At 56.9% G+C, this 21,318-nt stretch carries 24 protein-coding genes, 1 tRNA gene and 1 pseudogene; 16 read left to right on the top strand and 10 right to left on the bottom strand.

The features are described 5' to 3' along the window. Nucleotides 1-28: 28 nt before the first annotated feature. From dnaG to ribD, 8 genes are all read left to right on the top strand, one after another. Nucleotides 29-1,978, top strand: coding sequence for a DNA primase (gene dnaG, locus D9K61_RS24265; RefSeq protein ID WP_120635797.1), 1,950 nt, complete (start codon nt 29-31; stop codon nt 1,976-1,978). Between the two features lie 114 nt (nt 1,979-2,092). Next, the gene (gene rpoD, locus D9K61_RS24260) at nt 2,093-4,081 is read left to right on the top strand and encodes an RNA polymerase sigma factor RpoD (RefSeq protein ID WP_120635796.1); all 1,989 of its coding nucleotides are present in this window, start codon (nt 2,093-2,095) and stop codon (nt 4,079-4,081) included. 500 nt (nt 4,082-4,581) lie between these two features. Beyond that, a complete protein-coding gene (locus D9K61_RS24255) occupies nt 4,582-5,100 on the top strand; it encodes a thiol-disulfide oxidoreductase DCC family protein (protein WP_371688495.1) in 519 nt (172 codons plus the stop codon). After that, the gene (locus D9K61_RS24250) at nt 5,093-5,632 is read left to right on the top strand and encodes a DUF4166 domain-containing protein (protein WP_254055862.1); all 540 of its coding nucleotides are present in this window, start codon (nt 5,093-5,095) and stop codon (nt 5,630-5,632) included. The genes D9K61_RS24255 and D9K61_RS24250 overlap by 8 nt, the downstream gene beginning before the upstream one ends. 85 nt (nt 5,633-5,717) lie before the next feature. Continuing rightward, the gene (locus D9K61_RS24245) at nt 5,718-6,119 is read left to right on the top strand and encodes a hypothetical protein (RefSeq protein ID WP_120635794.1); all 402 of its coding nucleotides are present in this window, start codon (nt 5,718-5,720) and stop codon (nt 6,117-6,119) included. Nucleotides 6,120-6,140: 21 nt separating this feature from the next. Next, nucleotides 6,141-6,554 (top strand): secondary thiamine-phosphate synthase enzyme YjbQ, encoded by a 414-nt coding sequence (locus D9K61_RS24240; protein ID WP_120635793.1) that lies wholly within the window; start codon nt 6,141-6,143, stop codon nt 6,552-6,554. Between the two features lie 120 nt (nt 6,555-6,674). Continuing rightward, on the top strand, nt 6,675-7,145 hold the full coding sequence (nrdR, locus tag D9K61_RS24235; protein WP_120635792.1) for a transcriptional regulator NrdR: 471 nt from the start codon (nt 6,675-6,677) through the stop codon (nt 7,143-7,145). Next, nucleotides 7,142-8,242 carry a bifunctional diaminohydroxyphosphoribosylaminopyrimidine deaminase/5-amino-6-(5-phosphoribosylamino)uracil reductase RibD gene (gene ribD / locus D9K61_RS24230; protein WP_256386778.1) on the top strand — a complete coding sequence of 367 codons (1,101 nt, stop codon included), beginning with the start codon at nt 7,142-7,144 and terminating at the stop codon, nt 8,240-8,242. Before nrdR ends, ribD begins: the two co-directional genes overlap by 4 nt. 7 nt (nt 8,243-8,249) lie before the next feature. Here the strand turns inward: ribD and D9K61_RS24225 are convergent, their stop codons facing one another. The 3 genes from D9K61_RS24225 to D9K61_RS24215 all read right to left on the bottom strand — a co-directional run bounded on the left by D9K61_RS24225 (nt 8,250) and on the right by D9K61_RS24215 (nt 12,765). Then, entirely contained in the window at nt 8,250-10,250 is a 2,001-nt protein-coding gene (locus D9K61_RS24225; protein WP_120635790.1) for a capsular polysaccharide biosynthesis protein, read from the bottom strand. 3 nt (nt 10,251-10,253) lie between these two features. Further along, the gene (locus D9K61_RS24220; RefSeq protein WP_174235129.1) at nt 10,254-11,363 is read right to left on the bottom strand and encodes a polysaccharide biosynthesis/export family protein; all 1,110 of its coding nucleotides are present in this window, start codon (nt 11,361-11,363) and stop codon (nt 10,254-10,256) included. 103 nt (nt 11,364-11,466) lie between these two features. Then, nucleotides 11,467-12,765, bottom strand: a complete 1,299-nt coding sequence (locus tag D9K61_RS24215; RefSeq protein WP_120635788.1) for a capsule biosynthesis protein — start codon at nt 12,763-12,765, stop codon at nt 11,467-11,469. Nucleotides 12,766-12,906: 141 nt separating this feature from the next. On the opposite strand from D9K61_RS24215, the gene D9K61_RS24210 reads away from it, so the two are divergent. The 5 genes from D9K61_RS24210 to D9K61_RS24190 all read left to right on the top strand — a co-directional run bounded on the left by D9K61_RS24210 (nt 12,907) and on the right by D9K61_RS24190 (nt 16,130). Continuing rightward, nucleotides 12,907-13,494, top strand: coding sequence for a riboflavin synthase (locus D9K61_RS24210; RefSeq protein WP_120635787.1), 588 nt, complete (start codon nt 12,907-12,909; stop codon nt 13,492-13,494). 116 nt (nt 13,495-13,610) lie between these two features. Continuing rightward, the gene (ribB, locus tag D9K61_RS24205) at nt 13,611-14,732 is read left to right on the top strand and encodes a 3,4-dihydroxy-2-butanone-4-phosphate synthase (protein WP_120635786.1); all 1,122 of its coding nucleotides are present in this window, start codon (nt 13,611-13,613) and stop codon (nt 14,730-14,732) included. A 2-nt stretch (nt 14,733-14,734) separates the two neighbouring features. Further along, on the top strand, nt 14,735-15,286 hold the full coding sequence (locus D9K61_RS24200) for a 6,7-dimethyl-8-ribityllumazine synthase (RefSeq protein WP_120636169.1): 552 nt from the start codon (nt 14,735-14,737) through the stop codon (nt 15,284-15,286). Next, the gene (gene nusB / locus D9K61_RS24195) at nt 15,283-15,765 is read left to right on the top strand and encodes a transcription antitermination factor NusB (protein ID WP_120635785.1); all 483 of its coding nucleotides are present in this window, start codon (nt 15,283-15,285) and stop codon (nt 15,763-15,765) included. Before D9K61_RS24200 ends, nusB begins: the two co-directional genes overlap by 4 nt. Before the next feature lie 59 nt (nt 15,766-15,824). Next, nucleotides 15,825-16,130: a hypothetical protein gene (locus tag D9K61_RS24190; protein WP_120635784.1), complete on the top strand. Its 306-nt coding sequence runs from the start codon at nt 15,825-15,827 to the stop codon at nt 16,128-16,130. A gap of 215 nt (nt 16,131-16,345) precedes the next feature. Here the strand turns inward: D9K61_RS24190 and D9K61_RS24185 are convergent, their stop codons facing one another. Further along, the gene (locus D9K61_RS24185) at nt 16,346-16,771 is read right to left on the bottom strand and encodes an SRPBCC domain-containing protein (protein ID WP_120635783.1); all 426 of its coding nucleotides are present in this window, start codon (nt 16,769-16,771) and stop codon (nt 16,346-16,348) included. Next, nucleotides 16,768-17,088 (bottom strand): helix-turn-helix transcriptional regulator, encoded by a 321-nt coding sequence (locus D9K61_RS24180; RefSeq protein ID WP_120636168.1) that lies wholly within the window; start codon nt 17,086-17,088, stop codon nt 16,768-16,770. Before D9K61_RS24180 ends, D9K61_RS24185 begins: the two co-directional genes overlap by 4 nt. A gap of 113 nt (nt 17,089-17,201) precedes the next feature. Here D9K61_RS24180 and D9K61_RS24175 point away from each other — a divergent pair, with 113 nt between their 5' ends. After that, on the top strand, nt 17,202-17,633 hold the full coding sequence (locus tag D9K61_RS24175; RefSeq protein ID WP_120635782.1) for an MmcB family DNA repair protein: 432 nt from the start codon (nt 17,202-17,204) through the stop codon (nt 17,631-17,633). Here D9K61_RS24175 and D9K61_RS24170 read toward each other — a convergent pair. Then, nucleotides 17,623-17,811 (bottom strand): DUF6324 family protein, encoded by a 189-nt coding sequence (locus D9K61_RS24170; RefSeq protein ID WP_120635781.1) that lies wholly within the window; start codon nt 17,809-17,811, stop codon nt 17,623-17,625. The genes D9K61_RS24175 and D9K61_RS24170 overlap by 11 nt on opposite strands. A 77-nt stretch (nt 17,812-17,888) precedes the next feature. Between D9K61_RS24170 and D9K61_RS24165 the strand changes: the two genes are divergently transcribed. Together D9K61_RS24165 and D9K61_RS24160 are read left to right on the top strand one after the other, a co-directional pair. Further along, complete coding sequence (locus D9K61_RS24165) at nt 17,889-18,371, top strand: GNAT family N-acetyltransferase (RefSeq protein WP_120635780.1); 483 nt, start codon at nt 17,889-17,891, stop codon at nt 18,369-18,371. Between the two features lie 47 nt (nt 18,372-18,418). Next, nucleotides 18,419-18,495: transfer RNA gene (locus D9K61_RS24160), tRNA-His, on the top strand. A 75-nt stretch (nt 18,496-18,570) separates the two neighbouring features. Here D9K61_RS24160 and D9K61_RS24155 read toward each other — a convergent pair. The 4 genes and pseudogenes from D9K61_RS24155 to D9K61_RS27645 all read right to left on the bottom strand — a co-directional run. After that, nucleotides 18,571-19,377: an ABC transporter permease gene (locus tag D9K61_RS24155; RefSeq protein ID WP_120635779.1), complete on the bottom strand. Its 807-nt coding sequence runs from the start codon at nt 19,375-19,377 to the stop codon at nt 18,571-18,573. Between the two features lie 94 nt (nt 19,378-19,471). Then, on the bottom strand, nt 19,472-20,359 hold the full coding sequence (locus tag D9K61_RS24150) for an ABC transporter permease (RefSeq protein ID WP_120635778.1): 888 nt from the start codon (nt 20,357-20,359) through the stop codon (nt 19,472-19,474). 83 nt (nt 20,360-20,442) lie between these two features. Continuing rightward, the gene (locus D9K61_RS24145; RefSeq protein ID WP_120635777.1) at nt 20,443-21,192 is read right to left on the bottom strand and encodes a transporter substrate-binding domain-containing protein; all 750 of its coding nucleotides are present in this window, start codon (nt 21,190-21,192) and stop codon (nt 20,443-20,445) included. Nucleotides 21,193-21,224: 32 nt separating this feature from the next. Then, nucleotides 21,225-21,318: pseudogene (locus D9K61_RS27645) on the bottom strand (amino acid ABC transporter ATP-binding protein); the annotation flags it as partial.

Genomic DNA, 21,318 nt, shown 5'->3' with positions numbered 1-21,318 from the left:
GCGTTTCCGTTTCTGTCAGGTTTGACCCATGTCACTGCCCCCTGGATTTCTGGATGAATTGCGCACCCGGCTCAGCCTGTCTCAGGTCGTTGGGCGCAAAGTCATGTGGGATGCGCGGAAATCGAACCAGGGCAAAGGTGACATGTGGGCGCCTTGCCCGTTCCACCATGAAAAGACCGCGTCGTTCCACGTGGATGACCAAAAGGGTTTTTACTACTGCTTTGGATGCCACGCCAAAGGGGATGCGATCAGCTTTGTGAAAGAGACCGAGAACGTCTCGTTCATCGAAGCGGTTGAGATTCTGGCGCGCGAGGCCGGCATGCCCATGCCTGCACGTGATCCCAAGGCACAAGAAAAACAAGACCATCGAACGCAGCTTGCCGAGGTAATGGAGCAAGCGGTGCAGTTTTTCCGCCTTCAACTCAAAACCGGAGCGGGGGCGGAAGCGCGGGATTATCTGACGCGGCGGGGCCTGGATGAGAAGGCTCTGGATCGTTGGGAAATCGGCTTCGCACCAGATGGCTGGCAAAGTCTGTGGGATCATTTGCGCGGCAAAAACGTCGAAGAGGACTTGATCCTTGGGGCAGGGCTGGCCAAGCCTTCGAACAAGGGCAAGAAACCCTATGACACGTTCCGAAATCGGATCATCTACCCGATCCGCGATCCACGTGGCCGGTGCATCGCCTTTGGCGGCCGGGCGATGGACCCCAATGATAATGCAAAGTATCTGAACTCGCCAGAAACCGAATTGTTCGACAAAGGACGTAGTCTTTATAATCAGGGACCGGCCCGGCAGGCGGCAGGCAAGGGGCAACCGCTGATCGTGGCCGAAGGGTATATGGACGTGATCGCGTTGGCCGAGGCCGGGTTTGGTGCGTCTGTCGCCCCCTTGGGAACCGCAATCACCGAGCATCAGTTGCAATTGTTGTGGCGTATTTCAGACGAGCCGATCATTGCGCTGGATGGTGATACGGCGGGTCTGCGCGCGGCGATGCGCGCCGTTGATCTTGCTTTACCTTTGATTGAAGCCGGTAAATCGCTGCGCTTTGCGCTGATGCCGGAGGGCAAAGATCCTGATGATCTGCTGCGCGCCGAAGGCGCGAAGGCCGTCCAAACGGTGTTGGACAATGCTGTTCCCATGGTCAAACTTTTGTGGCAGCGAGAGACTGAAGACAGGGTGTTTGACAGCCCTGAACGCAAGGCGGCTTTGGATAAGGCTTTGCGTGACAAGATCAAACTGATCCGCGACCCGTCAATCCGATCCCATTATGGGCAGGAAATCAAAGACCTGCGCTGGCAACTGTTCCGCCCCCAACGGCAGTCGCAGAACAAACCGTGGCAGCCGCGCGGGAAGTGGCAACCGCCGAAACAGCCGGCGACGCCCGGCGCACGCGCGTCTTTCCTGGCATCTTCTGAGAATGCGGATATTCAGATGCGGGAGGCAGCAATTCTGGCGATCTCGATCCTGAATCCTCAGGTCGTTGTGCAATTTGAACATCAGCTTGAGGATATGGACTGCCATGATCCAGATCATGCGGCTCTGCGGCAAGCGATCCTGAGGCATGCGATTGATGATCCCGAAAACCTCAAAGACCACATTGTCGAAACTTTGGGGGCCGAAGCCCTTGAAAACCTGCTGAGCCTTCGCCATGTGGCAATCATCCCCTGTGTGTTCAAACCAGGCGACGTCGAAAAGGCCGAGATGACGCTGGCCGAAGAACTCGCGAAAATCAAAGCGCTCCGGGGGTTGGATGCCGAGATTGCCGAAGCCGAAGAGGAACTGTCCGATCTGGCAGACGAAGCGTTGACCTATCGGTTGGCCCAGGCCGCCGAAGAGCGCAACCGAACGAGCCGCAGCCAGAATGAGGACAAGGCCGTTTTCGACATCGCGGATAACGGTGCGCGAATCAACCGCGACGAGAAAGACGCGTTCAAGGCGATCACGTCAGGTATCAATTTCGAGCGGAAACGTCGCTAAAGTGGTGTTTTCGTAAGGCACTGGAAAAGAAAAACAGGTAAACGGGTGGCCGAATCAGTTTCACGCGCTAATGATTCGGATCAAACGAATCACCCATCCCTGCAGGAGCATTGAATGGCCGCCAAGGATACGAACGAAGACCGCAAATCCGACGAGCAGGAACAGGAAATCTCGCTGGACATGAGCCAGGCCAACGTCAAGAAGATGATCGCCGAGGCCCGCGAGAAAGGTTACATAACCTACGACCAGCTCAATCAGGTTCTGCCGCCTGATCAGGTCAGCTCGGAACAGATCGAAGACGTAATGTCGATGCTGTCCGAGATGGGCATCAACATCATCGAAGATGAAGAGGCCGAAGAGGAAGAGAACAAAGGTTCGACCGATCTGGTTACGACCGATACGAACCGCGAAGTAACATTGGCCGGTTCGCAGACCGAAAAGCTGGATCGCACAGATGACCCCGTCCGCATGTATCTGCGTGAGATGGGCAGCGTCGAACTGCTGAGCCGCGAAGGCGAGATTGCCATCGCCAAGCGGATCGAAGCAGGTCGGAACACCATGATTCTGGGGCTGTGCGAAAGCCCGCTGACCTTCCAGGCCATTACGATCTGGCACGACGAATTGTTGTCCGAAGACATTTTGCTGCGTGATGTTATCGATTTGGAAACCACGTTCGGCAACCAGATGGACGAAGACGGCGACGTCGAAGCGCCGGTTGTCGACACATCGGCTGTCTCGGCTGCGAAGCCTGAAAAGGACACCGGACCCGAGCTGGATGCGGATGGAAATCCGATCGCCCAGGACGACGATGATGACGAAGACGATCAGGCCAACATGTCCCTCGCCGCGATGGAAGCCGCGCTGAAGGATCAGGTGCTGACGACGCTGGAACGCATCTCAACCGATTTTGCGATGCTGTCCGAGATGCAGGACAGCCGGATTTCGGCCACCCTGAACGAAGACGACACCTTCAGCGCAAAAGACGAAGAAACCTACCAAAAACTGCGCGCTGAAATCGTTGAACTGGTGAACGGGTTGCACCTGCACAACAACCGGATCGAAGCGCTGATTGACCAGCTTTATGGTATCAACCGCCGCATCATGTCCTTGGACAGTTCGATGGTGAAGCTGGCGGATCAGGCCCGCATCAACCGCCGTGAGTTCATTGACGCCTATCGCGGGCGCGAGCTTGACCCCAACTGGCTTTCTGAGATGGCTGAAAAGCCGGGCCGGGGCTGGCAGATGTTCATTGAACGCTCGACCGATAAGGTGGAAGAGCTGCGCAATGATATGGCGCAGGTCGGTCAGTATATCGGTCTGGACATCCCTGAATTCCGCCGCATCGTGCAGCAGGTTCAAAAGGGTGAGAAAGAGGCGCGTCAGGCCAAGAAGGAAATGGTCGAGGCGAACCTGCGTCTGGTGATCTCGATTGCCAAAAAGTACACGAATCGTGGCCTGCAATTCCTTGATCTTATTCAGGAAGGCAACATCGGCCTGATGAAGGCGGTGGACAAATTCGAATACCGCCGCGGGTACAAGTTCTCGACCTACGCAACTTGGTGGATCCGTCAGGCGATCACACGCTCTATCGCAGATCAGGCGCGCACCATCCGTATTCCGGTGCATATGATCGAAACGATCAACAAGCTGGTTCGGACCGGTCGCCAGATGCTGCACGAGATTGGTCGTGAGCCGACGCCAGAAGAGCTGGCTGAAAAGTTGCAAATGCCGCTGGAAAAGGTTCGCAAGGTGATGAAAATCGCCAAGGAGCCGATCAGCCTCGAAACGCCCATCGGTGACGAAGAGGACAGCCAACTGGGCGATTTCATCGAGGACAAGAATGCCGTGCTGCCGCTGGACAGCGCCATTCAGGAAAACCTCAAGGAAACAACCACGCGGGTTCTGGCCTCGCTTACCCCGCGAGAGGAGCGGGTTCTGCGGATGCGCTTTGGCATCGGTATGAACACCGACCACACGCTGGAAGAGGTGGGTCAACAGTTCAGCGTCACCCGTGAACGGATCCGTCAGATCGAAGCGAAAGCGCTGCGAAAACTGAAACATCCCAGCAGATCGCGCAAACTGCGGTCGTTCCTGGATCAATAAAAGAGGCGCCTCGGATTGAGGCGCTTTTTTTATTGTAGGAAACGGCAATTTGGCGGCATCGCCAAAAACCTTGGCAAGAAATCAAAAGAACCTGAATTGCACAGTTTCTATATTCGGCTTGTCCACTCATGGGACGGGCCGGGGCGAGGCAGGAATTGCTGATGACCCCCGGTTTCAGCTCTGGATTGGAGGTTCCACGCTGGTTCAGAACGCACTTGCCACTTCACGTGCGTAGGGCGCAAACAACCGTTTTGACCAGCCAATGTGAAAACCGTCGGCGTAGCATTGGGCCTCGGGTTCCGGATCAATCACACAATCAGTTTGGCAAGAATTCGAACGGAATTGGCTGAATTTAACAATACTCATGCAGCAGCATCTCATATGTTTACCGTGTTGTCGGGTTTAGGTCTTTCTTGGGGATGGGATCAGAACCTCGGTGTGGATGTTAGTCCGGACCTGAGGCTCCCCGACACGCTTTGTCTCAATCAGAACATTCATTCATGTCGCATTGCGACATACTGGCCAGCGTGACACTCTTACAAAAAAGCGTTCACGGCAAAGGTGTTGAGGTCATGCAGAGCGTTATGAACACAGAGATGTTCGACGGCAAAAACCTGATTGTTTTCGATGGCGAATGCGTTCTGTGTTCGAGTTTTTTTCAGTTCATGCTCAAGCGGGACCAATCTCGGCGGTTTCAGTTTGCGACGGCGCAGTCGCCACTGGGCCAAGGCCTTTTTCGACAGCTTGGATTGCCGACGCAAGATTTTGAAACCAACTTGGTCGTGGTGGATGGCAGGGTTTACGAACGGCTGGACGCTTTCGCCGCCGCTATGGGACAATTGCCGGGGGTTTGGCCCATGCTGTCACTTTGCCGGTTTCTGCCTGCCATGTTGAAGGATCCGTTCTACGGCTTCATCGCCCGAAACAGATATGCAATTTGGGGACGATCACAGGTCTGTTTCGTACCTGATGAAGATCTACGATCGCGTTTTGCGCCGTTGGGGTTTCAGAGTGAGTGATCCATTTCTCAGGGCTCTGCCAGCCGAGGCTGAACTGCCGGAGGCCGTGCGGACATTGCACAGTTCTGAAGGGCGCTTCGCGGGACGTTGTTGGATCGAACGCGGTCAAGGAAGGCTGGTTGCCATGGCGTTGCGCTTGGGACGATTTCCGCCAGCGGGCAGCAACATCCCCGTTCAGGTAACGATCAGTAGAGACGGGCAGAGATGGTCTTGGGAGCGCGATTTCAATGACCACAAGACGCAATCCAGCCTGACATACGATCACGACACAGGCTGCGTCCGTGAAGATTTCGGCGCAATGTCCATTTGGTTGCAGCCCAGTTTTGACGGACGCAGACTTGGGATTTCCATTCACCGACTAACCATACTAGGAGTTCCGATACCGCCGTTTTTGTTGCCCCGCTCCACCACAACCGAGTGGCAGGATGAACAAGGGTGTTTTAAGTTCGATGTGGCGGCCGAGGCGCCCGGTTTGGGTTTGTTGATCCGGTATCAAGGCTGGCTCACACCGGTTCACAGCGTATCGGGTTAGGGCTGAATTGATTGTGATCCCCACTATGCAGGGTTAAGCCGTGACCTAACGTATTAGGCACACGCAATTAGGAAAGATGTTAGCTATGAAACAGATTATTGTATGCGCCACTTTGGCCGCCTTTGCCTTGAGCGTTCCTGGGACATCCGATGCGGCACCAAACGGGTATCAGACCGAACCGATAAACGGCACTTCTTTCGAAGTCATCCCCAGGGCGCGTCAGGATACAGATGGGTATTGGTGCGCCGCGGCGGATTTTGCGCGACGCAAGTTGGGGGCAGGGTGGCATCAGCGTATCTATGTGTTGCGGGGGTACGGCCCTAGCGAAACGACTGGCCGCAGAACTGCAGTGCAGTTTTCACTTAATCCTCCCGCTGGGGGCGTTCCTCAGCAAAGCAGCTTCATAACAGTCGGTTTTCCTCCGGGCTACAGCATGTCGGTTCAAGGGGCCAATGGCCGCTGCAACATTCGTCCGTTTCTCCGCTAAGGTGCGTATGGGGGGCTCGAATTGCTGGCAGAATTCACCATTCAAACACAGGGGCCGGGTCTCTATGAATTCACCGATGAGATAGTTCGGTGGTCAGATCTGGCGGCGAAGGATGGGGTGTTGACCCTGTTCGTTCGCCACACCTCCTGTTCTTTGTTGATCCAAGAGAATGCCGACCCGGAAGTGCAAACAGATCTGCGCGCGTTTTTCGACCGGCTCGTTCCTCCGTCAGACCACCCGTCTATGGCGTATCTGCGGCACACCTATGAAGGACCAGACGATATGCCCGCGCACATCAAAGCCGCTTTGATGCCGGTGTCGTTGTCGATTCCTGTGTCTCAGGGGCGCCCGCTTCTTGGCACATGGCAGGGTGTTTACCTGGTCGAACATCGCACATCGCCCCATACACGGTTGGTCGCAGCCCATCTTGGCTGACACTTTATTTAGCGGTGCAAAATTCCGACTACCCAAATCCTAGCGGCTGCCCTATAGTTGTGGATAAGTAAGCCGTAGCGCTTACAAAAAGAGGCCGAACAAGGGACGAGGAGACGGCGGATGCGCTGCCCGTTTTGCGGAAACATCGATACTCAGGTCAAGGATTCACGCCCGGCAGAGGATCACGTCGCGATCCGCAGGCGTAGATTCTGCCCGGCCTGTGGGGGTCGGTTCACGACATATGAGCGCGTTCAACTGCGCGATCTGGTCGTCATTAAAACCAACGGTAAACGGGAAGATTTTGATCGGGACAAGCTGGAACGCTCGATCCGCATCTCGATGCAAAAACGCCCGGTTGATCCTGAACGGATTGATCAGATGATCTCGGGCATTGTGCGCCGTTTGGAAAGCATGGGCGATACGGATATCCCGTCCAGCAAGATCGGGGAAATCGTCATGGAAGCTCTGGCGCGGATCGATACCGTCGCCTATGTTCGCTTTGCGAGCGTATATAAGAATTTCCAGGCGGCCGATGATTTCGAGGAGTTTGTCCACGAACTGCGTCCGCCGCAGCCTTCGACGGACGAGTGAGCGACACAGATAGGCGATTTATGGCGCTGGCCTTGTCTTTGGGCCAACGCGGCCAAGGCAGATGTTGGCCTAACCCGGCTGTCGGGTGCGTTATCGTGCAGGACGGGCGGATTGTTGGCCGGGGGTGGACACAGCCCGGTGGGCGACCCCATGCCGAGACCGAAGCATTGACGCAGGCCGGTTCGGCAGCGCGTGGCGCGACGGCCTATGTTTCACTGGAACCCTGTGCTCATCATGGCAAAACACCTCCTTGCGCCGAAGCTTTGATTGCTGCCGGCATAAGTCGGGTCGTTGCTGCGATTGAAGACAGTGATCCGCGCGTTGCGGGGCAGGGCTTTGCAATGCTACGCGATGCGGGGATCGAAGTTGAAACCGGTGTTTTGGCCGATCAGGCGGCGCAGGATCTGGCTGGCTTCTTTCTGAAAACGGAACAGGTCCGCCCTTTTGTAACGCTGAAACTGGCCAGCAGCTTTGATGGACGGATCGCGACCGCGACAGGCCACAGCCAATGGATCACCAGCCCAACGTCGCGGCGCGCGGTTCACGCAATGCGTGCGCGTCATGATGCGGTGATGGTCGGCGCAGGTACGGCCCGCGCAGATGATCCGTCTTTGACGGTGCGAGATCTTGGCGTACTCCATCAGCCGGTGCGTGTTGTCGTGTCGCGGCATATGGATTTACCGTTGATGGGTCAGCTGGCGCGCACGGCGTCCGAAATTCCGGTCTGGTTGTGCCATGGACCACACCCGGATGCAGATCGGGCGCGGGCGTGGGAGGGGTTGAACGCACGTTTGATCCCCTGCGCCTTGCAGGATCATCATATTGATGCGGCCGATGTGCTGCTGCAATTGGGACAAGCAGGTTTGACAAGCGTCTTCTGCGAAGGCGGCGCGGCGCTGGCTGCCTCACTACTCGCCGAAGATCTGGTTGACGAGTTGGTCGGCTTCACTGCCGGGTTGGCAATTGGGGCAGAAGGCCTTGCTGCTGTTGGAACGCTGGGTCTCGAGAAACTGGATGCCGCTCCTCGGTTCGAACTCGCCGAAACGCGCGCTTTGGGAGGCGATGTTCTGCACCGATGGCGGCGATCTACGCTGTAGGTAGGGCTTAGCGCCACAGATGGGCATAGGTTGCGAAGACGCCCTGCAATTTAGATATGATACGGTTCAGCGGACCGGTTTGCATCGTGTGACTGTTGGACAAGCGTTCAACGGCGATTTCGACGGGGCAGGGCTGTCCCGTGACGGGGTCGATATATCGTGGGTAGTCGATCAACGTCGCATGAACCAAACCCATCAGAGAAGGTCGCGCGCCCCGGCGAGCCGGAACCGTGCCCAGGTCGGTGGTCAGCCCCCAGCCCGCATAAAAAGGTGCCCCCTGCGTTGTGACCTTTATTCCGCGCAAAAGCGCCTCGAATCCAGTTAGTGAGGTCATGGTCCAGACCTCATTGACATGCGCCAACAAAGCAGCTGGGTCCGTGTCTTCGGCAACCACATCTGCCAGGTCGTGGGCTTCAATCTTTCCTTTCCGCAGACCAGCTTCAACGTCAGGATGGGGTTTGTAGATCAATACTGCGTTTGGATGCGCATCCCGCGCGGCACGCAGCAGATCCATATTCGTACGTACCTCACTGGTTCCAAACAAGATGGACGCATCATCTTCAACTTGCCCCGGGACCAAGACCCGATGGCCTTCGGGCAGTGAGAGCTTGGTGCTGCCCGTATTGTACTTGCTCAAACCTTTGGAGAGCAGTTGTCCCACCAAACGCTCGGCCCGCCGTTCCTGATCGGGGCGCAGGGTTTCACGTTTTGCGATCAGGTCTTCCAACCTGCTGGGTCGTGTTGGATCGTAGTAAATCCCCAGATCATCCGTCACCAGCGAGATCGGGGGCACAAGTTCGGCCCCTAATCCACGCGAGCGCAGGAAACCGTCCTCGACCCGTATGACGTCTTCGATGCCCCGGGCTTGATTTGCCCAAACCATATGCGGACGTTTCGATACGGTAGGCGTTGTCGAAGAAAACCAGACCTTTTGGTGTCGCCCAAACATTTGCTGCAGGTGCTTACGCTTCCACAGACGCATCCCCGAGGCGGTCCAGCCCATATGATCCTGACGCCACGCCCGCGTGTGCGCCTCTAGCGTGTCCAATACGGTTTCCAGTTCACAAAGCTGATCCCGATAAGGGTTGTACCAAGTCGGGTAGAGCAGCATGGCTGCAGCAAACAACTGGGCCCGGGTCAGGTTGCGTTGGCGGCGTGGGATTGGGTTCTCGTCCTGCGTTAGGCCCCACCCAGCATAAAATGGCTGACCGAAAACGCGCGGTTTGTGGCCCGCCAAGATCGCCTCGAACCCCATTTGCGAAGACAGTGTGTAAACGCCGACAGCGCCATCCAGCAATGACCACGGGCTGATTGGCTTGCGCAGAACAGACACCCGATCTGACTGGTCCAGATCCGAGAAATACCCGTCGCGGTGACCGGCAAGCGTTTCCGGATGCGTTTTGATGAGAACACGCATACCGGGGTTTTCTTCCTGAGCGATCACCAGCATTTCCCGGAATCGGGCGTGGTCGCCACCACTGGCCGTCACAGCCGCATCGCCTTGAGTTTGATCGACAACAAGAACATAACCGGGTTCTGGTGGTGGAACATCCAAGTCAAAAGCCGAGTATTTGCTGAGATGTAGTTCCTTCAGCCGCTCAATTGCGCCACGTGCCCGATCCAGCAAGGCGGTGTCATCAAGCGGATGCGTAGACAAAAGGGTTTCAAGGCCCGACGGGATTTCCGGGTCAAAATGCACGCCGGTTTGATCCAACAACAGACCCACCGGTGCTTCGCCCCCCCGACCAGGGTGAAGCGATCTGAGGAAGGCATCTTCAACGCGCAGGATCGGAGCATCATGTTTGCTGGCGATCCGCATCCCGCGATGGGCGGTTGGGCTGTTTCCCCAGACACCAACAACATCGCCTTGCTGGGGCAGGCCTAGACGTATGTCATACCCGGACAGGGAAAGAATGCGCCTGATGCGTCGGTTTGTGAGAAAACCACCGTTGTAGACAAACAGCCGGGTGCGCTCAGCCCCGGCTGCGGTGTCCCGGTCCAGGACCATTCATCAGTTACCTGTCAGGGTGGCTATGTTTGCAACCGGGGTCAGACCGCCCGCAATCAGCGAGATCGATTTGCTCCACTGGGCGTAGGGGGCTTCGGTCACATAGATTGTGTCATCGTCCCGGATAACAAAATCCCGCGCAACGAACAGGCCGTTTGGTGCTGTTAGGTTCAGCAGGTAAATCAAGCGTTGATTGCCTTGCAGATCCGCGCGCCCCATCACTTTACGAGCGACATCCTGCCGTTCGTTGCGAAGAATAAAGATGCCAGTAGGATCCGATGACAGGGTCAGCAATCCGCCAACCTGCGCCAAGGCCTCAAGCGCGGAAAGATCCTGACTTTCAAACGCGACCCTAGATTGCCCGCCCGTGGCACCCAATGCGATGTAGGATCGGCTGTCTTCTTCCACCAGAATGCGATCCCCGCCGCGCAAGGCCACATCAAGTCTGGGATTGCGGAACAAGTCCTCGTACCAGATTGTCCCTTTCTGATCGCCGCGGATCAGGGTCACGAGCGCAATATCCGAGGCGACAGACACGCCGCCGGCCTGAGACAACATACCCAGCAAAGAACGGGTAGGCCGTTCAATCGGATAGATACCAGGTGCCGCAACGGTTCCCGTCAGGGAGACGGTTGAACCATCCCCAGCAACACGGCGTACTTCGACCTGAGGGTCAGGTGTTTGTTCCTGAAGCTTGTTTGTAATCAAAACACGCAGTTGCTCTGGCGTATTGCCTGCAGCGCGCATGCGACCTGCATAGGGGACGAAAATAAATCCTTCGCTGTCCACTTGAACTTCGTCCAGTGCGGTGGCCGCACCGGTTTCCCCGGACAAAAGGCCATCGTCGACGTTTTCCCAGATGGTCAAGCCAAGGACATCACCCGGTCGCACTGTATCTGCCGTCAGAGTCTGCGCGGTGCTGAACGAGGAAGAAAACCCATATCGCGGGACAGAGGACGTGGCCTTGGCCACGCGGTCATCCACCTCAACAACAAACGCATTGCCGCCGTTCTCGACAGAGCCGGCCAGGATCTCGTTTTTGTTTGGCCCGGACTTGGGAAGCTGGCAGGCGGCCAGAAGGCCAAACGCCGCGACAAGGGAAATCCCTCGCATCCATCGGATTGGAAAGCTCTGCACTGCCGAATATCCTCAAGTTTCTTAGTTTTCGGCAGGGTACCGCTTTAGAATCGCAACTTCTAGTCGCAGATCGCTGGAACTACTCAACGATTCTCAACTGTGGCGTTATCGCCTCGTTGCTTTTCAGGACCGATTGGTAAGGATCATGAACCTTAAGCATCATGTCCACCATGCGCCGCAACAGCTGTCGGCGACCGCGACGGGAGTAGAATCCACCCGGTATCTGGCTGGTTTCCAAAAGAAATTGGCGGTAACTGCGGTACGCATCGCCGTCAGCGGCGCTGGGATCGGCAAAAAAAGCGGCTATGGATTGTTGTGAGACGAATTCAGGTTTGTCGTAAACTGACTTCCCAAAGATGCGCAGCGGGATATCGCGCCACAAAACCTGCTGACCAGCCGTCGAGTTGATCGTCACAGCAGAGTTTGCCTCATCCAACAGCTTGGCGAGCTTACCGCCAGGCACATAGTGAACTCGGCCCTGAATCCCATACTCCTTCGACAATTGCCGGACACGGCGACGCAACGGCTCGCGGTGATTTTCCAACGGGTGCTCTTTAATAACCAGCCGGTGATGCTTGGGCGCGCCTTCGGCGAAACCTTCGATCACTTTCTCCAGAAATTCGCTCATGCTGGAAAAGTCGGAGTGAGCCTGGACCGAGCTGTCATGACCCAGTTGCAGCAACGCAAGGTGATACGGAAATCCGCCTGATCGTACCCGCGCAGTTGCCCATCTACGCTGCACCCTGTGAAATGGCATAAGGACCAGCCGTTTGAAATACAGCATGAATTCGCGCGAGACCGGCAATTCCCGGTGGCGCTTGAAGTTTCGGTAACCCCCGTTCAGGAACAGAACAAACCAGTGATACAGCGCCCCGTAGAATATGTGCTGCCGCATGTCCCCCCAATGGGACGGCGGTGGCGGAGTCTTTGACGCGGATGCCTCCAACGCTTGTTGCATCTGATCGACGTCCAATGACATCAGGCGTGAATTGCCGTTCGAGCCGCCGCGTTCGTAGGTCACCCACCATGGCCGAAGGTACCCTTCCTCGAACACATGAACCATTACGCCGCGGGATTTGGCGATTTCTGCCGCACGCGCGTGGTTTGGGCGGGTATCGCCATAAAGTACGATGTCCGTCACACCTTTGCCAACAATCAGGTTAACCAATGCATCCGGCCATTGTTCCAGCGTGTCTCGGAAGGGAATGTAGCTTGCTTTTTCAGACCAGAAGGCACGATCCCCGGCATTGAAACCTACCCGCCAGGTTTGTGCCCCCGAGGCACGCAGCATGCGCCCCAGCGCATTAAAGAATGGCCCATGTGGCCCCTGCAAAAACAGGAAGACGCGACCTTTGGAACCTGAAAACGAGTGGTGCATGTATTCTGCTTTAGCCTTAGTTATTGTCAAAACTAAGCCCGTTTCGCCCAATTCCAAGACGCCAGGGCTTGCCCGCCCGGGTTACTGCGCGTAACTCGACGGTGATAGTCAGGCACAGGTTATGAGCTGAGGGTTAACAGAATGTTTACAGGGATAGTCACAGATGTTGGCACTGTCGCCGAGTTAGAGCAGCAAGGCGACCTGCGTGCGCGGATCAAGACTGGTTATGACACCGCAGGTATCGATATCGGTGCGTCCATCGCCAGCGATGGCGTTTGCCTGACTGTGATTGCGTTGGGTGACGATTGGTATGACGTCCAAATCAGTGCCGAGACCGTGTCCAAGACCAATCTGGAAAGCTGGGTCGTCGGAAAGCGGATCAATCTGGAGCGTGCTCTGAAGGTTGGTGACGAACTGGGCGGGCACATTGTCTCGGGGCATGTCGATGGTGTGGCAGACGTGGTCGAAGTGGCTGACGAAGGCGACAGCACCCGTGTCACCTTGCGGGCACCAAAGGATCTGGCCCGCTTCATCGCGCCCAAAGGATCGGTTGCCTTGAACGGCACTTCGCTGACCGTAAACGATGTTGATGGCTGCGATTTCGGGATTAATTTCATTCCGCACACCAAGGAAGTGACGACCTGGGGCGACGTATCAAAAGGGGACCGTGTCAACCTAGAGATTGACACCCTGGCGCGCTACGTTGCCCGTTTGGCCGAAATGACCTGATCTGATGGGCGCGTGCAACGTCGCGTCCTGACCGACCAGCGCCGTTTGCGGTCTGGCCTTTGGGCGCGCGGTGGTCTATCCCGCCCTGCAGATATGCTCTTGTGAAAGGCTGCCCCATGAGCTTTGAAACACCCGGACCAGTCGAGGCCCAGCTGCGTGACGCGATCAGCCCGATCGAAGAGATCATCGACGAGGCGCGCAAAGGCCGGATGTACATTCTGGTAGATCATGAAGATCGCGAAAACGAAGGCGATCTGGTGATCGCTGCAGAGTTTGCGGATGCCGAGGCGGTCAACTTCATGGCCACCCATGGGCGCGGCCTGATCTGTCTGCCGATGACGGCGGAGCGGATCGACTTGCTTGGTCTACCAATGATGGCAGTGAACAACTCCTCGCGCCACGAAACGGCATTTACCGTTTCGATCGAGGCGCGCGAGGGCGTGTCGACCGGGATTTCAGCCGGGGATCGTGCGCTGACCGTGGCGACCGCAATCAACGAACAAAACACAATGGCGCATATCGCGACACCCGGTCATGTTTTTCCACTGCGGGCCAAGCGGGGTGGTGTGCTGGTGCGTGCAGGACATACCGAAGCCGCAGTCGATATCTCGCGGCTGGCAGGATTGAACCCGTCCGGCGTGATCTGTGAGATCATGAAGGCCGATGGCACAATGGCGAGACTGCCGGATCTGGTGGCTTTTGCCAAAGAACACGACATGAAAATCGGCACCATCAGTGACCTGATCACGTATCGATCGCGCAACGACAATCTGGTGGTCGAAACCTCGCGTGAAACGGTCACCTCGGAATATGGCGGCGATTGGGAGATGCGGATTTTCACCGATCAGACCCATGGCATCGAACATGTCGTCATGATCAAAGGTGACATCACCACGCCCGAACCGGTTTTGACCCGAACCCATGCACTACATGAAGCGCCCGACATTCTGGGCCTGGGTCCCAAACCACCACAGGAACTGCCCCGCGCGATGGAAATCATCGCCGCTGAAGGACGCGGCGTGGTCTGCCTGTTCCGTCAGCCGCGCAATTCGCTTTACGCGGTCGAAGACGAGGGGCCGCGGACTATCAAGCAAACCGGTCTAGGGGCGCAGATCCTGTCCAAGATGGGCGTACAGGAATTGATCCTGCTGACCGACTCGCCTGAAACCAAGTATCTGGGTCTGGACGCCTTTGGCCTGTCCATCGTTGGAAGCCGCTCCATTCTCAAGGAGGAATGATCATGGCTGAACAAGACAAACACGGCGTGCTGGCGACACCAACATTCGACCGCCCGGTCAAACTGCTGATTGTGGTAGCACCGTTCTACCGCGCCATCGCGGACAATCTGGTCGCCGGTGCCAGGGCCGAGATCGAAGGGGTTGGTGGCGCATGTGACGTCGTCGAAGTGCCCGGAGCACTGGAAATCCCAACCGCCATCGCCATGGCCGACCGGCAGTGTAATTTCGATGGCTATGTGGCGCTGGGTTGCGTGATCCGCGGCGAGACCACGCATTATGAAACGGTGTGCAACGATTCCAGCCGCGCGATCCAGTTGATGGGCCTGCAAGGTCTGTGCATCGGCAACGGAATCCTGACGGTCGAGAATGATGATCAGGCCGAAGTGCGTGCAAACCCGGAAAAGATGAATAAAGGCGGTGGTGCAGCCGCTGCGGCCTTGCATCTGATCGCACTCAGCCGTAAGTGGGGCGCTTCGAAAAAGGGCGTTGGCTTCAAACCGCCGTCCGAGTCCATCCTTGTGGCGGGCGACAGCAACGGATCCACGACAGCATGACCCAGAAAGACGCGCCAAAACCGGCCAACCGGAAACGCCTGATGAAATCCGCCGCCCGGCTTTACGCCGTGCAGGCGCTGTTCCAGATGGAGCAGTCAGGCCAGACGACCGAGCAGGTCGTCGTTGAGTTTCTGGATCACCGGTTTGGTGCCGTCTATGAGGGTGAGGAAATGTTAGATGGCGACATCTCGGTCTTTCGCGGGCTGGTGGAAGATGCCGTGAACTATCAGGCGCCCATCGACCAGATGACGGACCGTGCTCTGGTCGCGAAATGGCCGATTTCCCGGATTGATCCAACATTGCGTGCGCTGTTTCGCGCAGCGGGGGCCGAACTGACACAAAGCGATACGCCGCCCAAGGTGGTGATCACTGAATTTGTCGACGTGGCCCGCGCCTTTTTCCCCGAAGGAAAAGAGCCCAAATTCGTCAACGCCGTTCTGGATCACATGGCCCACGAGGCCAAGCCCGAGGCGTTCTGACACGTTTACCCGAACCCGACATGCTCTAGACTGAATGTCATAGCGCAAGGAGGTTCGTCATGCCCAAACTGATCCGCCTATACATCACTCAGGTTGCTTGGGGATTTGCTATTTCGGCGGTGTTTGTCGGGGTCCTTTTGGCCCTGAACGTCGCCAACCTGCGCCACTTGATCACAAGCTCTGAGATTGGCCTGATTGCCCTTGTCATGATCTGGTTCATGAACGGGATTGTCTTTGCTGGCGTGCAGTTTGCCTATGCGATCATGAGCATGGCTGAGAAACCGCAAGGCCCACGCCGCGGTACCCCTGTGGCGCACATCTTTGAACCCGCAGTTGCAAGGCAAGAAGCCCAAGCAGGGCGCTGATATCAGGGCAAGAAGTGTGGCGGGACCACCAGTCAACCGTGTGGTTTGATTCCCGAGGACCTGTATGTACAGGTGGGCGCCAGGTAATCAGGCCAGGACCTGAACAGAGCCAGCCCCCTCGGAATTGCTTAAGGCCACCAGAATGCTACCTGTCACAAGAAGGGCAGAACCCGCCACGCGCCTAAGTAGGGTGTGAGGCGGGCTTGCACAAGGGGTCAGGCGTCAACAGTTTCGTGCAACGCAGTACGCATCTTGCCGAAATGTTCGTCCCATCCGTTGTCCAGGGCTAGGATCAGACCAAAGGCTTCGGCGCCTTGCGGCAAGCCTTCGTGCTGAAGGCCAAGACGAGTGCCACCTGCGACAGGGTCCAGAGTCCATTTGACCACGCTCACAGCGTCCCCCATGGGTTTGACAGTGAACGTGTATTCCAGATACTTCGGCGGCTGTGCAACCCGCACCTCTCCCCAGATCAGCAGATCGCCACTGGTGGTTCCAAACATCTCCAGCTTTTTCCCTTGGGCCAGTGGACGTTCGGGTTTGTGGAACCATTCTGCCAACCTGTCCGGTTCAGTCAGATAGGCCCAGACAGTTTCAGGCTCAGCGCGTAGAAAGATTGTCTTTTGCAGAACAGCATCAGTCATTTCCTTTTCCTTTCAATAGCTTCTTTGAGAGAGTTGAGGCGATCATCCCAGAACTGATCGAAATAGCTGAGCCAGTCGAGCACTGGGGCCATGCCCTGAGGTTCAAGGCGGTTGATACGTTCTCTTCCGCGCGCTTCGACCGAAATCAATCCACCGTCCGAGAGCACGGTTAGGTGCTTTTTGACGGCGGCGCGGGTCATATCGAACCGGTCAGTGAGTTGCCCGATCGTCATCTCTTGGGTGGCAAGGATTTGCACGATGTCCCGACGGGTAGGATCGGCGAGGGCGCGAAACGCGTTTTGGGCTTGGGTGTTCATCAGTAACCTCAATTGAGATACCATTTGGTTTCACATAAATAAGATACCAAATGGTATTATGTCAAGGCCGTGGCCCGCTTTACTTTTGTTCGCTAATTGTTCACATTCCTGACATGACTTTGGATCTGCAACCCGGACAGAAACTGGCACGCGGCGTATCGCGCCACCTGAGCGCGCATGGCTTTGTGTCTGTTGAGGAATTCGTGCCGCAACGTGGGTTGCGGGTGGATGTCATGGGGTTGGGACCCAAGGGCGAGCTCTGGGTGATTGAGTGCAAGTCCAGCCGCGCGGATTTTCAGTCAGATTCCAAATGGCATGGGTATCTGGACTGGTGCGATCGGTTTTTCTGGGCTGTGGATACTGAATTTCCAACCGATCTACTGCCCGACGAAACGGGGCTGATCATAGCAGACGCCTATGATGCCGAGATCATACGGATGGCCCCCGAAGACAAGGTTGCTCCGGCCCGACGCAAGAAGATGATCCAGAAGTTTGCTACGGATGCAGCGCGCCGCTTGCAGATGCTGCGTGACCCTAGGCTTTGACCGCCCGGGCGGCCTGCGCGGCAGCGCGGAGTTCGTCTGCGATTTCTTCGGCTTCCTCGGGTTCGAAGTCCATTGGAACTTCGACCCCATCCGCCTCGATGAACAGTCGCACCATGCCGTGATCTGTCGGCCCGATCTGAAGGTTCGCCTGAATGTCGCGTTCGGTGTTAATGCCCATGTGTGCCTCCGGGACTGAGCGTTCGTGCTAGCGCGCGAAGGGTTGAGAATCAAGTCACCTTTGCTATCAGGTGGGGTATGGAAGACGTTGTTCTCAGACCGTTTCACCCCGATGACGCACCCTGGTTGGTCGAACAGCACGGGACGCTGTATTCGCAGGCCGAAGGGTTTGACGATAGCTTTGGCCAGCTCGTGGCGCAGATTTTGGACGATTTCAGTGCCGAGCATGACCCATCGCGGGAACGGGGCTGGATTGCTGAACAAGGCGGGCAGAGGTTAGGTAGCATATTCTGTGTCTCACTGACCCAAGAGACTGCAAAGCTGAGGTTGTTTCTTTTGGTTCCTCAGGCGCGCGGATTGGGGCTGGGGAGACGTCTGTTGGCCACCTGCACAGGGTTCGCACGCGACGTTGGATATCACGAAATGGCTCTTTGGACCCACGAAAGTCATAAGGCGGCTTGTGCATTGTACCGGGCAAACGGCTGGAAGTTGTTAGATAGCAAACCTGTGCGGTCTTTTGGCGTCGACCTTGTTGAACAAAGCTGGAGAATTCAGCTTTAATCCTCTTGCATTCCCGAGGCGCGTTCGGTAAATCGCCCCTCACGAGTGCCGCCTTAGCTCAGTTGGTTAGAGCGCTGGATTGTGGATCCAGAGGTCGCCGGTTCGAATCCAGCAGGCGGTACCATCTCTCTAAAAAATCAGGATAATATCGCGCTATACGCTTGAATTCTGTGGTGACGGTGTCGGGCGCGCCATTTGATCAGCGCGCCAGGTTCAGGCGGAGCTTCATTTTAGTGCGTCTGGCGGTTGGCAAGTGCCGGTTCAGGTGTTTGTTCACCAACCCAAAGCCCCAGATAAGCACCAGCGTCAGCAGGATGAAATAGAACGCCAGGATCGGGTAAGGGACGAACGGGTTGAACGTTTTGTCGGCGAAATAGCTGGCATAATACAACGCATCACCCCGTTGCTGCCACGCGGGGAAGGCCGAGAAGAAGACCAGCGTGGTGGCGTGGAACAGAAAGATCGCCTCGTTAGTGTAGGCGGGCCAAGCCAGCCGTAGCATGGTGGGCCAGACAATCCGACGGAACCGGGACCAGCCGGACATGCCATAGGCATCCGCCGCCTCGATATCGCCTTTGGGGATTGAGCGTAGGGCGCCATAGAAGATCTCGCCGGTGTAGGCAGCGGTGTTCAGGAACAGCACGATCAGCGCACCCAGCCAGGCCGAGGTGAGGCCGTCGAACATCGGGTAGGTCTTCTTCAGCGACAGGAAGAAGAAATAGGCAAAGAAGAACTGGATAAACAGCGGCGAGCCCCGGAACAGGAAGATGAACCACTCAGCCGGTTTGCGCAGCCATTTGTTCGGTGAGGCTTTGCTTACTGCCAATGCGGTGGCCAGGAAGAACCCCGTTGCCAGCGCCATGGCACCAAAATAGACATTCCAGATCATGCCCGAGCCGATCAGGGTGAATTGCTCGCACAGGGTAAAGTCACTCTTGGGCAGCAGTCGCTCGCCCAAACCGATCGAGCGGAGGCCATAATCCTGAATGGTCTGAATGCAGCTCATGTGCGGGCTCCGTGCAAAGGAGGCCGCACGCGTGGCGGTGATTGCACGCCAATCACGCGGAGGACGGGGTTGAGGTTCTGATGAAGCAAGGTCGTCATGCGGTAGTCTCCTTGCGCAGAAGCTCTCCGGCGGATGTGGCCTGACCATGGGCGAGGCGGCGCATCACGCGTTCCAGCCCGAGCTCTGAGACGCGAGTCATGCCGAGATAGAAGATCAGTAGGAAAAGGAAGTACCACATGCGCCAGTCGCCATGCGGGTATTGTGTGAATTTCGAGGTCTTGGTGCCGCCCAGTTCGCGGGCCCAGTAGACGATGTCCTCAATCCCCAGCAGGAACAGCAAGGGCGTGGCCTTGATCAGCACCATCCACAGATTCGACAGGCCGGGCAGGGCATAGACCCACATCTGCGGCACCAGGACGCGCCAGAAGGTCTGGCGGCGGGTCATGCCATAAGCCTCGGCGGTTTCTAGCTGCGCATGCGGAACAGCGCGCATACCGCCGAACAGGACGTTGGCGGCGAAGGCTCCGAAGACAATAGAGAAGGTGATTACCGCAAGGAAGAAACCATAAGTTTCATGCACCCATTCTGGTGACGTTCCCAAAGGCAGCTTGGCGGCCTGGCAGACGAGGAAGTCGTTGCCCTGGCGGATTGGGTCGGTCCACTCGGGACACAGGACCTTGTGACGGATCCACTCAAACCCCTGATCCAGAGCGATGACGAAGAACAGGAAAAATGCGATGTCCGGTACGCCGCGCACGATGGCGATATAGGCCTTGCCAAGCCAGCTCAGCGGCGGGACGTGCGACCGGGCCGCCATTGCGCCTGCGAACCCAAAACCAAGTGCAACAGGGGCGGTGACGGCCAGCAGGGCCAAAACCTTGATGAACGACAGATAGAACGACCAATGCACGCCGTTGGTCAGGTAGCACGAGAACCAGCGGAATGTGCCCAGCGTATCGGGATCAGCGCAGTAGGAGAACATATGGCGTCTTTCGAACGTCGTGCCCGACACGCGGTCGGGGTCGGGTCGGCGCTAGCGGCGCGCCGAACCGTAAGACATAAGGCTTAGTTGGTTACAACTGTGCCGTCTGTGCCGTAGGTGGCGGTTTCTTCGCCAAACCACTTCTTGAGCATCTCGTTCAGTGAACCATCCGCCTTCATCGAGGTGATGGCTGCATCAAACTTGCCGCGCAACTCGCCGTCGCTTTCACGCAGGCCCATGCCGATACCACCGCCCAACGGAACCGGATCGCCGATAAAGAGCAGTTCGCCACCCGATTCCTCGACCAACGGAGCCAGATAGTCGCGGTCGGCCAGAACGGCATCCGCTTCGCCGTTACGCACGGCTGCGATTGTTTCCTCCGGAGTTGCGAATTCGACCAGAGTTGCGCCGGATTCTGCCACATGACCCGCCTGAATAGTCGAGGTTTGGGCTGCAACAACACCGCCAGTCACATCGGCCGCGTCAGACGTGGCGACATATGCAGATGCGGTCGGTGGAAAATAATCCTGAGTGAAGTCGATGACCTCGTCGCGTTCGTCGGTGATCGACATCCCGGCTGCGATGGTGTCGTAGTTGCCCGAGACCAGGTTCGGAATGATCGAATCCCAGTCATTCTTGACCCATTCGCAGTCCAGTTCGGCGCGTTTGCACAGCTCATCACCCAGTTCACGCTCGAACCCGTCGATCTCACCGGCGTCATTGATGAAGTTGTACGGAGGATAGGCACCCTCGGTCCCCATGCGGACGGTGTCCGCCATGGCCATGCCAGCGGTCAGCGCCAGGGCTGCAGTGGTCAGAATCAGGTTTTTCATTGGTTACTCCCCAGTTTGTTTCTTCCTGAAAATTATGCCGCCTGAGTGGCGGAGAGAAAGCCCCGAAGCCGTTCGGATTCGGGGGACGTAAAGATATCTTCGGCAGTGCCTTCTTCTTCGATCAGG

Source organism: Ruegeria sp. EL01 (assembly GCF_900313035.1).
Classification (GTDB): domain Bacteria; phylum Pseudomonadota; class Alphaproteobacteria; order Rhodobacterales; family Rhodobacteraceae; genus Ruegeria.
This window is presented reverse-complemented; position numbering and strand designations above follow the sequence as displayed.

Coding starts and splice junctions, on each gene's coding strand:
- D9K61_RS24255 (WP_371688495.1), top strand. CDS start 4,582: ATGTCGCATTGCGACATACTGGCCAGCGTGACACTCTTACAAAAAAGC.
- D9K61_RS24200 (WP_120636169.1), top strand. CDS start 14,735: ATGGCTGAACAAGACAAACACGGCGTGCTGGCGACACCAACATTCGAC.
- nusB (WP_120635785.1), top strand. CDS start 15,283: ATGACCCAGAAAGACGCGCCAAAACCGGCCAACCGGAAACGCCTGATG.
- D9K61_RS24150 (WP_120635778.1), bottom strand. CDS start 20,359: ATGTTCTCCTACTGCGCTGATCCCGATACGCTGGGCACATTCCGCTGG.
- D9K61_RS24215 (WP_120635788.1), bottom strand. CDS start 12,765: ATGCACCACTCGTTTTCAGGTTCCAAAGGTCGCGTCTTCCTGTTTTTG.
- D9K61_RS24210 (WP_120635787.1), top strand. CDS start 12,907: ATGTTTACAGGGATAGTCACAGATGTTGGCACTGTCGCCGAGTTAGAG.
- nrdR (WP_120635792.1), top strand. CDS start 6,675: ATGCGCTGCCCGTTTTGCGGAAACATCGATACTCAGGTCAAGGATTCA.
- D9K61_RS24175 (WP_120635782.1), top strand. CDS start 17,202: ATGACTTTGGATCTGCAACCCGGACAGAAACTGGCACGCGGCGTATCG.
- rpoD (WP_120635796.1), top strand. CDS start 2,093: ATGGCCGCCAAGGATACGAACGAAGACCGCAAATCCGACGAGCAGGAA.
- D9K61_RS24220 (WP_174235129.1), bottom strand. CDS start 11,363: ATGCGAGGGATTTCCCTTGTCGCGGCGTTTGGCCTTCTGGCCGCCTGC.
- ribB (WP_120635786.1), top strand. CDS start 13,611: ATGAGCTTTGAAACACCCGGACCAGTCGAGGCCCAGCTGCGTGACGCG.
- D9K61_RS24245 (WP_120635794.1), top strand. CDS start 5,718: ATGAAACAGATTATTGTATGCGCCACTTTGGCCGCCTTTGCCTTGAGC.
- D9K61_RS24155 (WP_120635779.1), bottom strand. CDS start 19,377: ATGAGCTGCATTCAGACCATTCAGGATTATGGCCTCCGCTCGATCGGT.
- D9K61_RS24165 (WP_120635780.1), top strand. CDS start 17,889: ATGGAAGACGTTGTTCTCAGACCGTTTCACCCCGATGACGCACCCTGG.
- D9K61_RS24190 (WP_120635784.1), top strand. CDS start 15,825: ATGCCCAAACTGATCCGCCTATACATCACTCAGGTTGCTTGGGGATTT.
- dnaG (WP_120635797.1), top strand. CDS start 29: ATGTCACTGCCCCCTGGATTTCTGGATGAATTGCGCACCCGGCTCAGC.
- D9K61_RS24185 (WP_120635783.1), bottom strand. CDS start 16,771: ATGACTGATGCTGTTCTGCAAAAGACAATCTTTCTACGCGCTGAGCCT.
- D9K61_RS24180 (WP_120636168.1), bottom strand. CDS start 17,088: ATGAACACCCAAGCCCAAAACGCGTTTCGCGCCCTCGCCGATCCTACC.
- D9K61_RS24145 (WP_120635777.1), bottom strand. CDS start 21,192: ATGAAAAACCTGATTCTGACCACTGCAGCCCTGGCGCTGACCGCTGGC.
- D9K61_RS24225 (WP_120635790.1), bottom strand. CDS start 10,250: ATGGTCCTGGACCGGGACACCGCAGCCGGGGCTGAGCGCACCCGGCTG.
- D9K61_RS24170 (WP_120635781.1), bottom strand. CDS start 17,811: ATGGGCATTAACACCGAACGCGACATTCAGGCGAACCTTCAGATCGGG.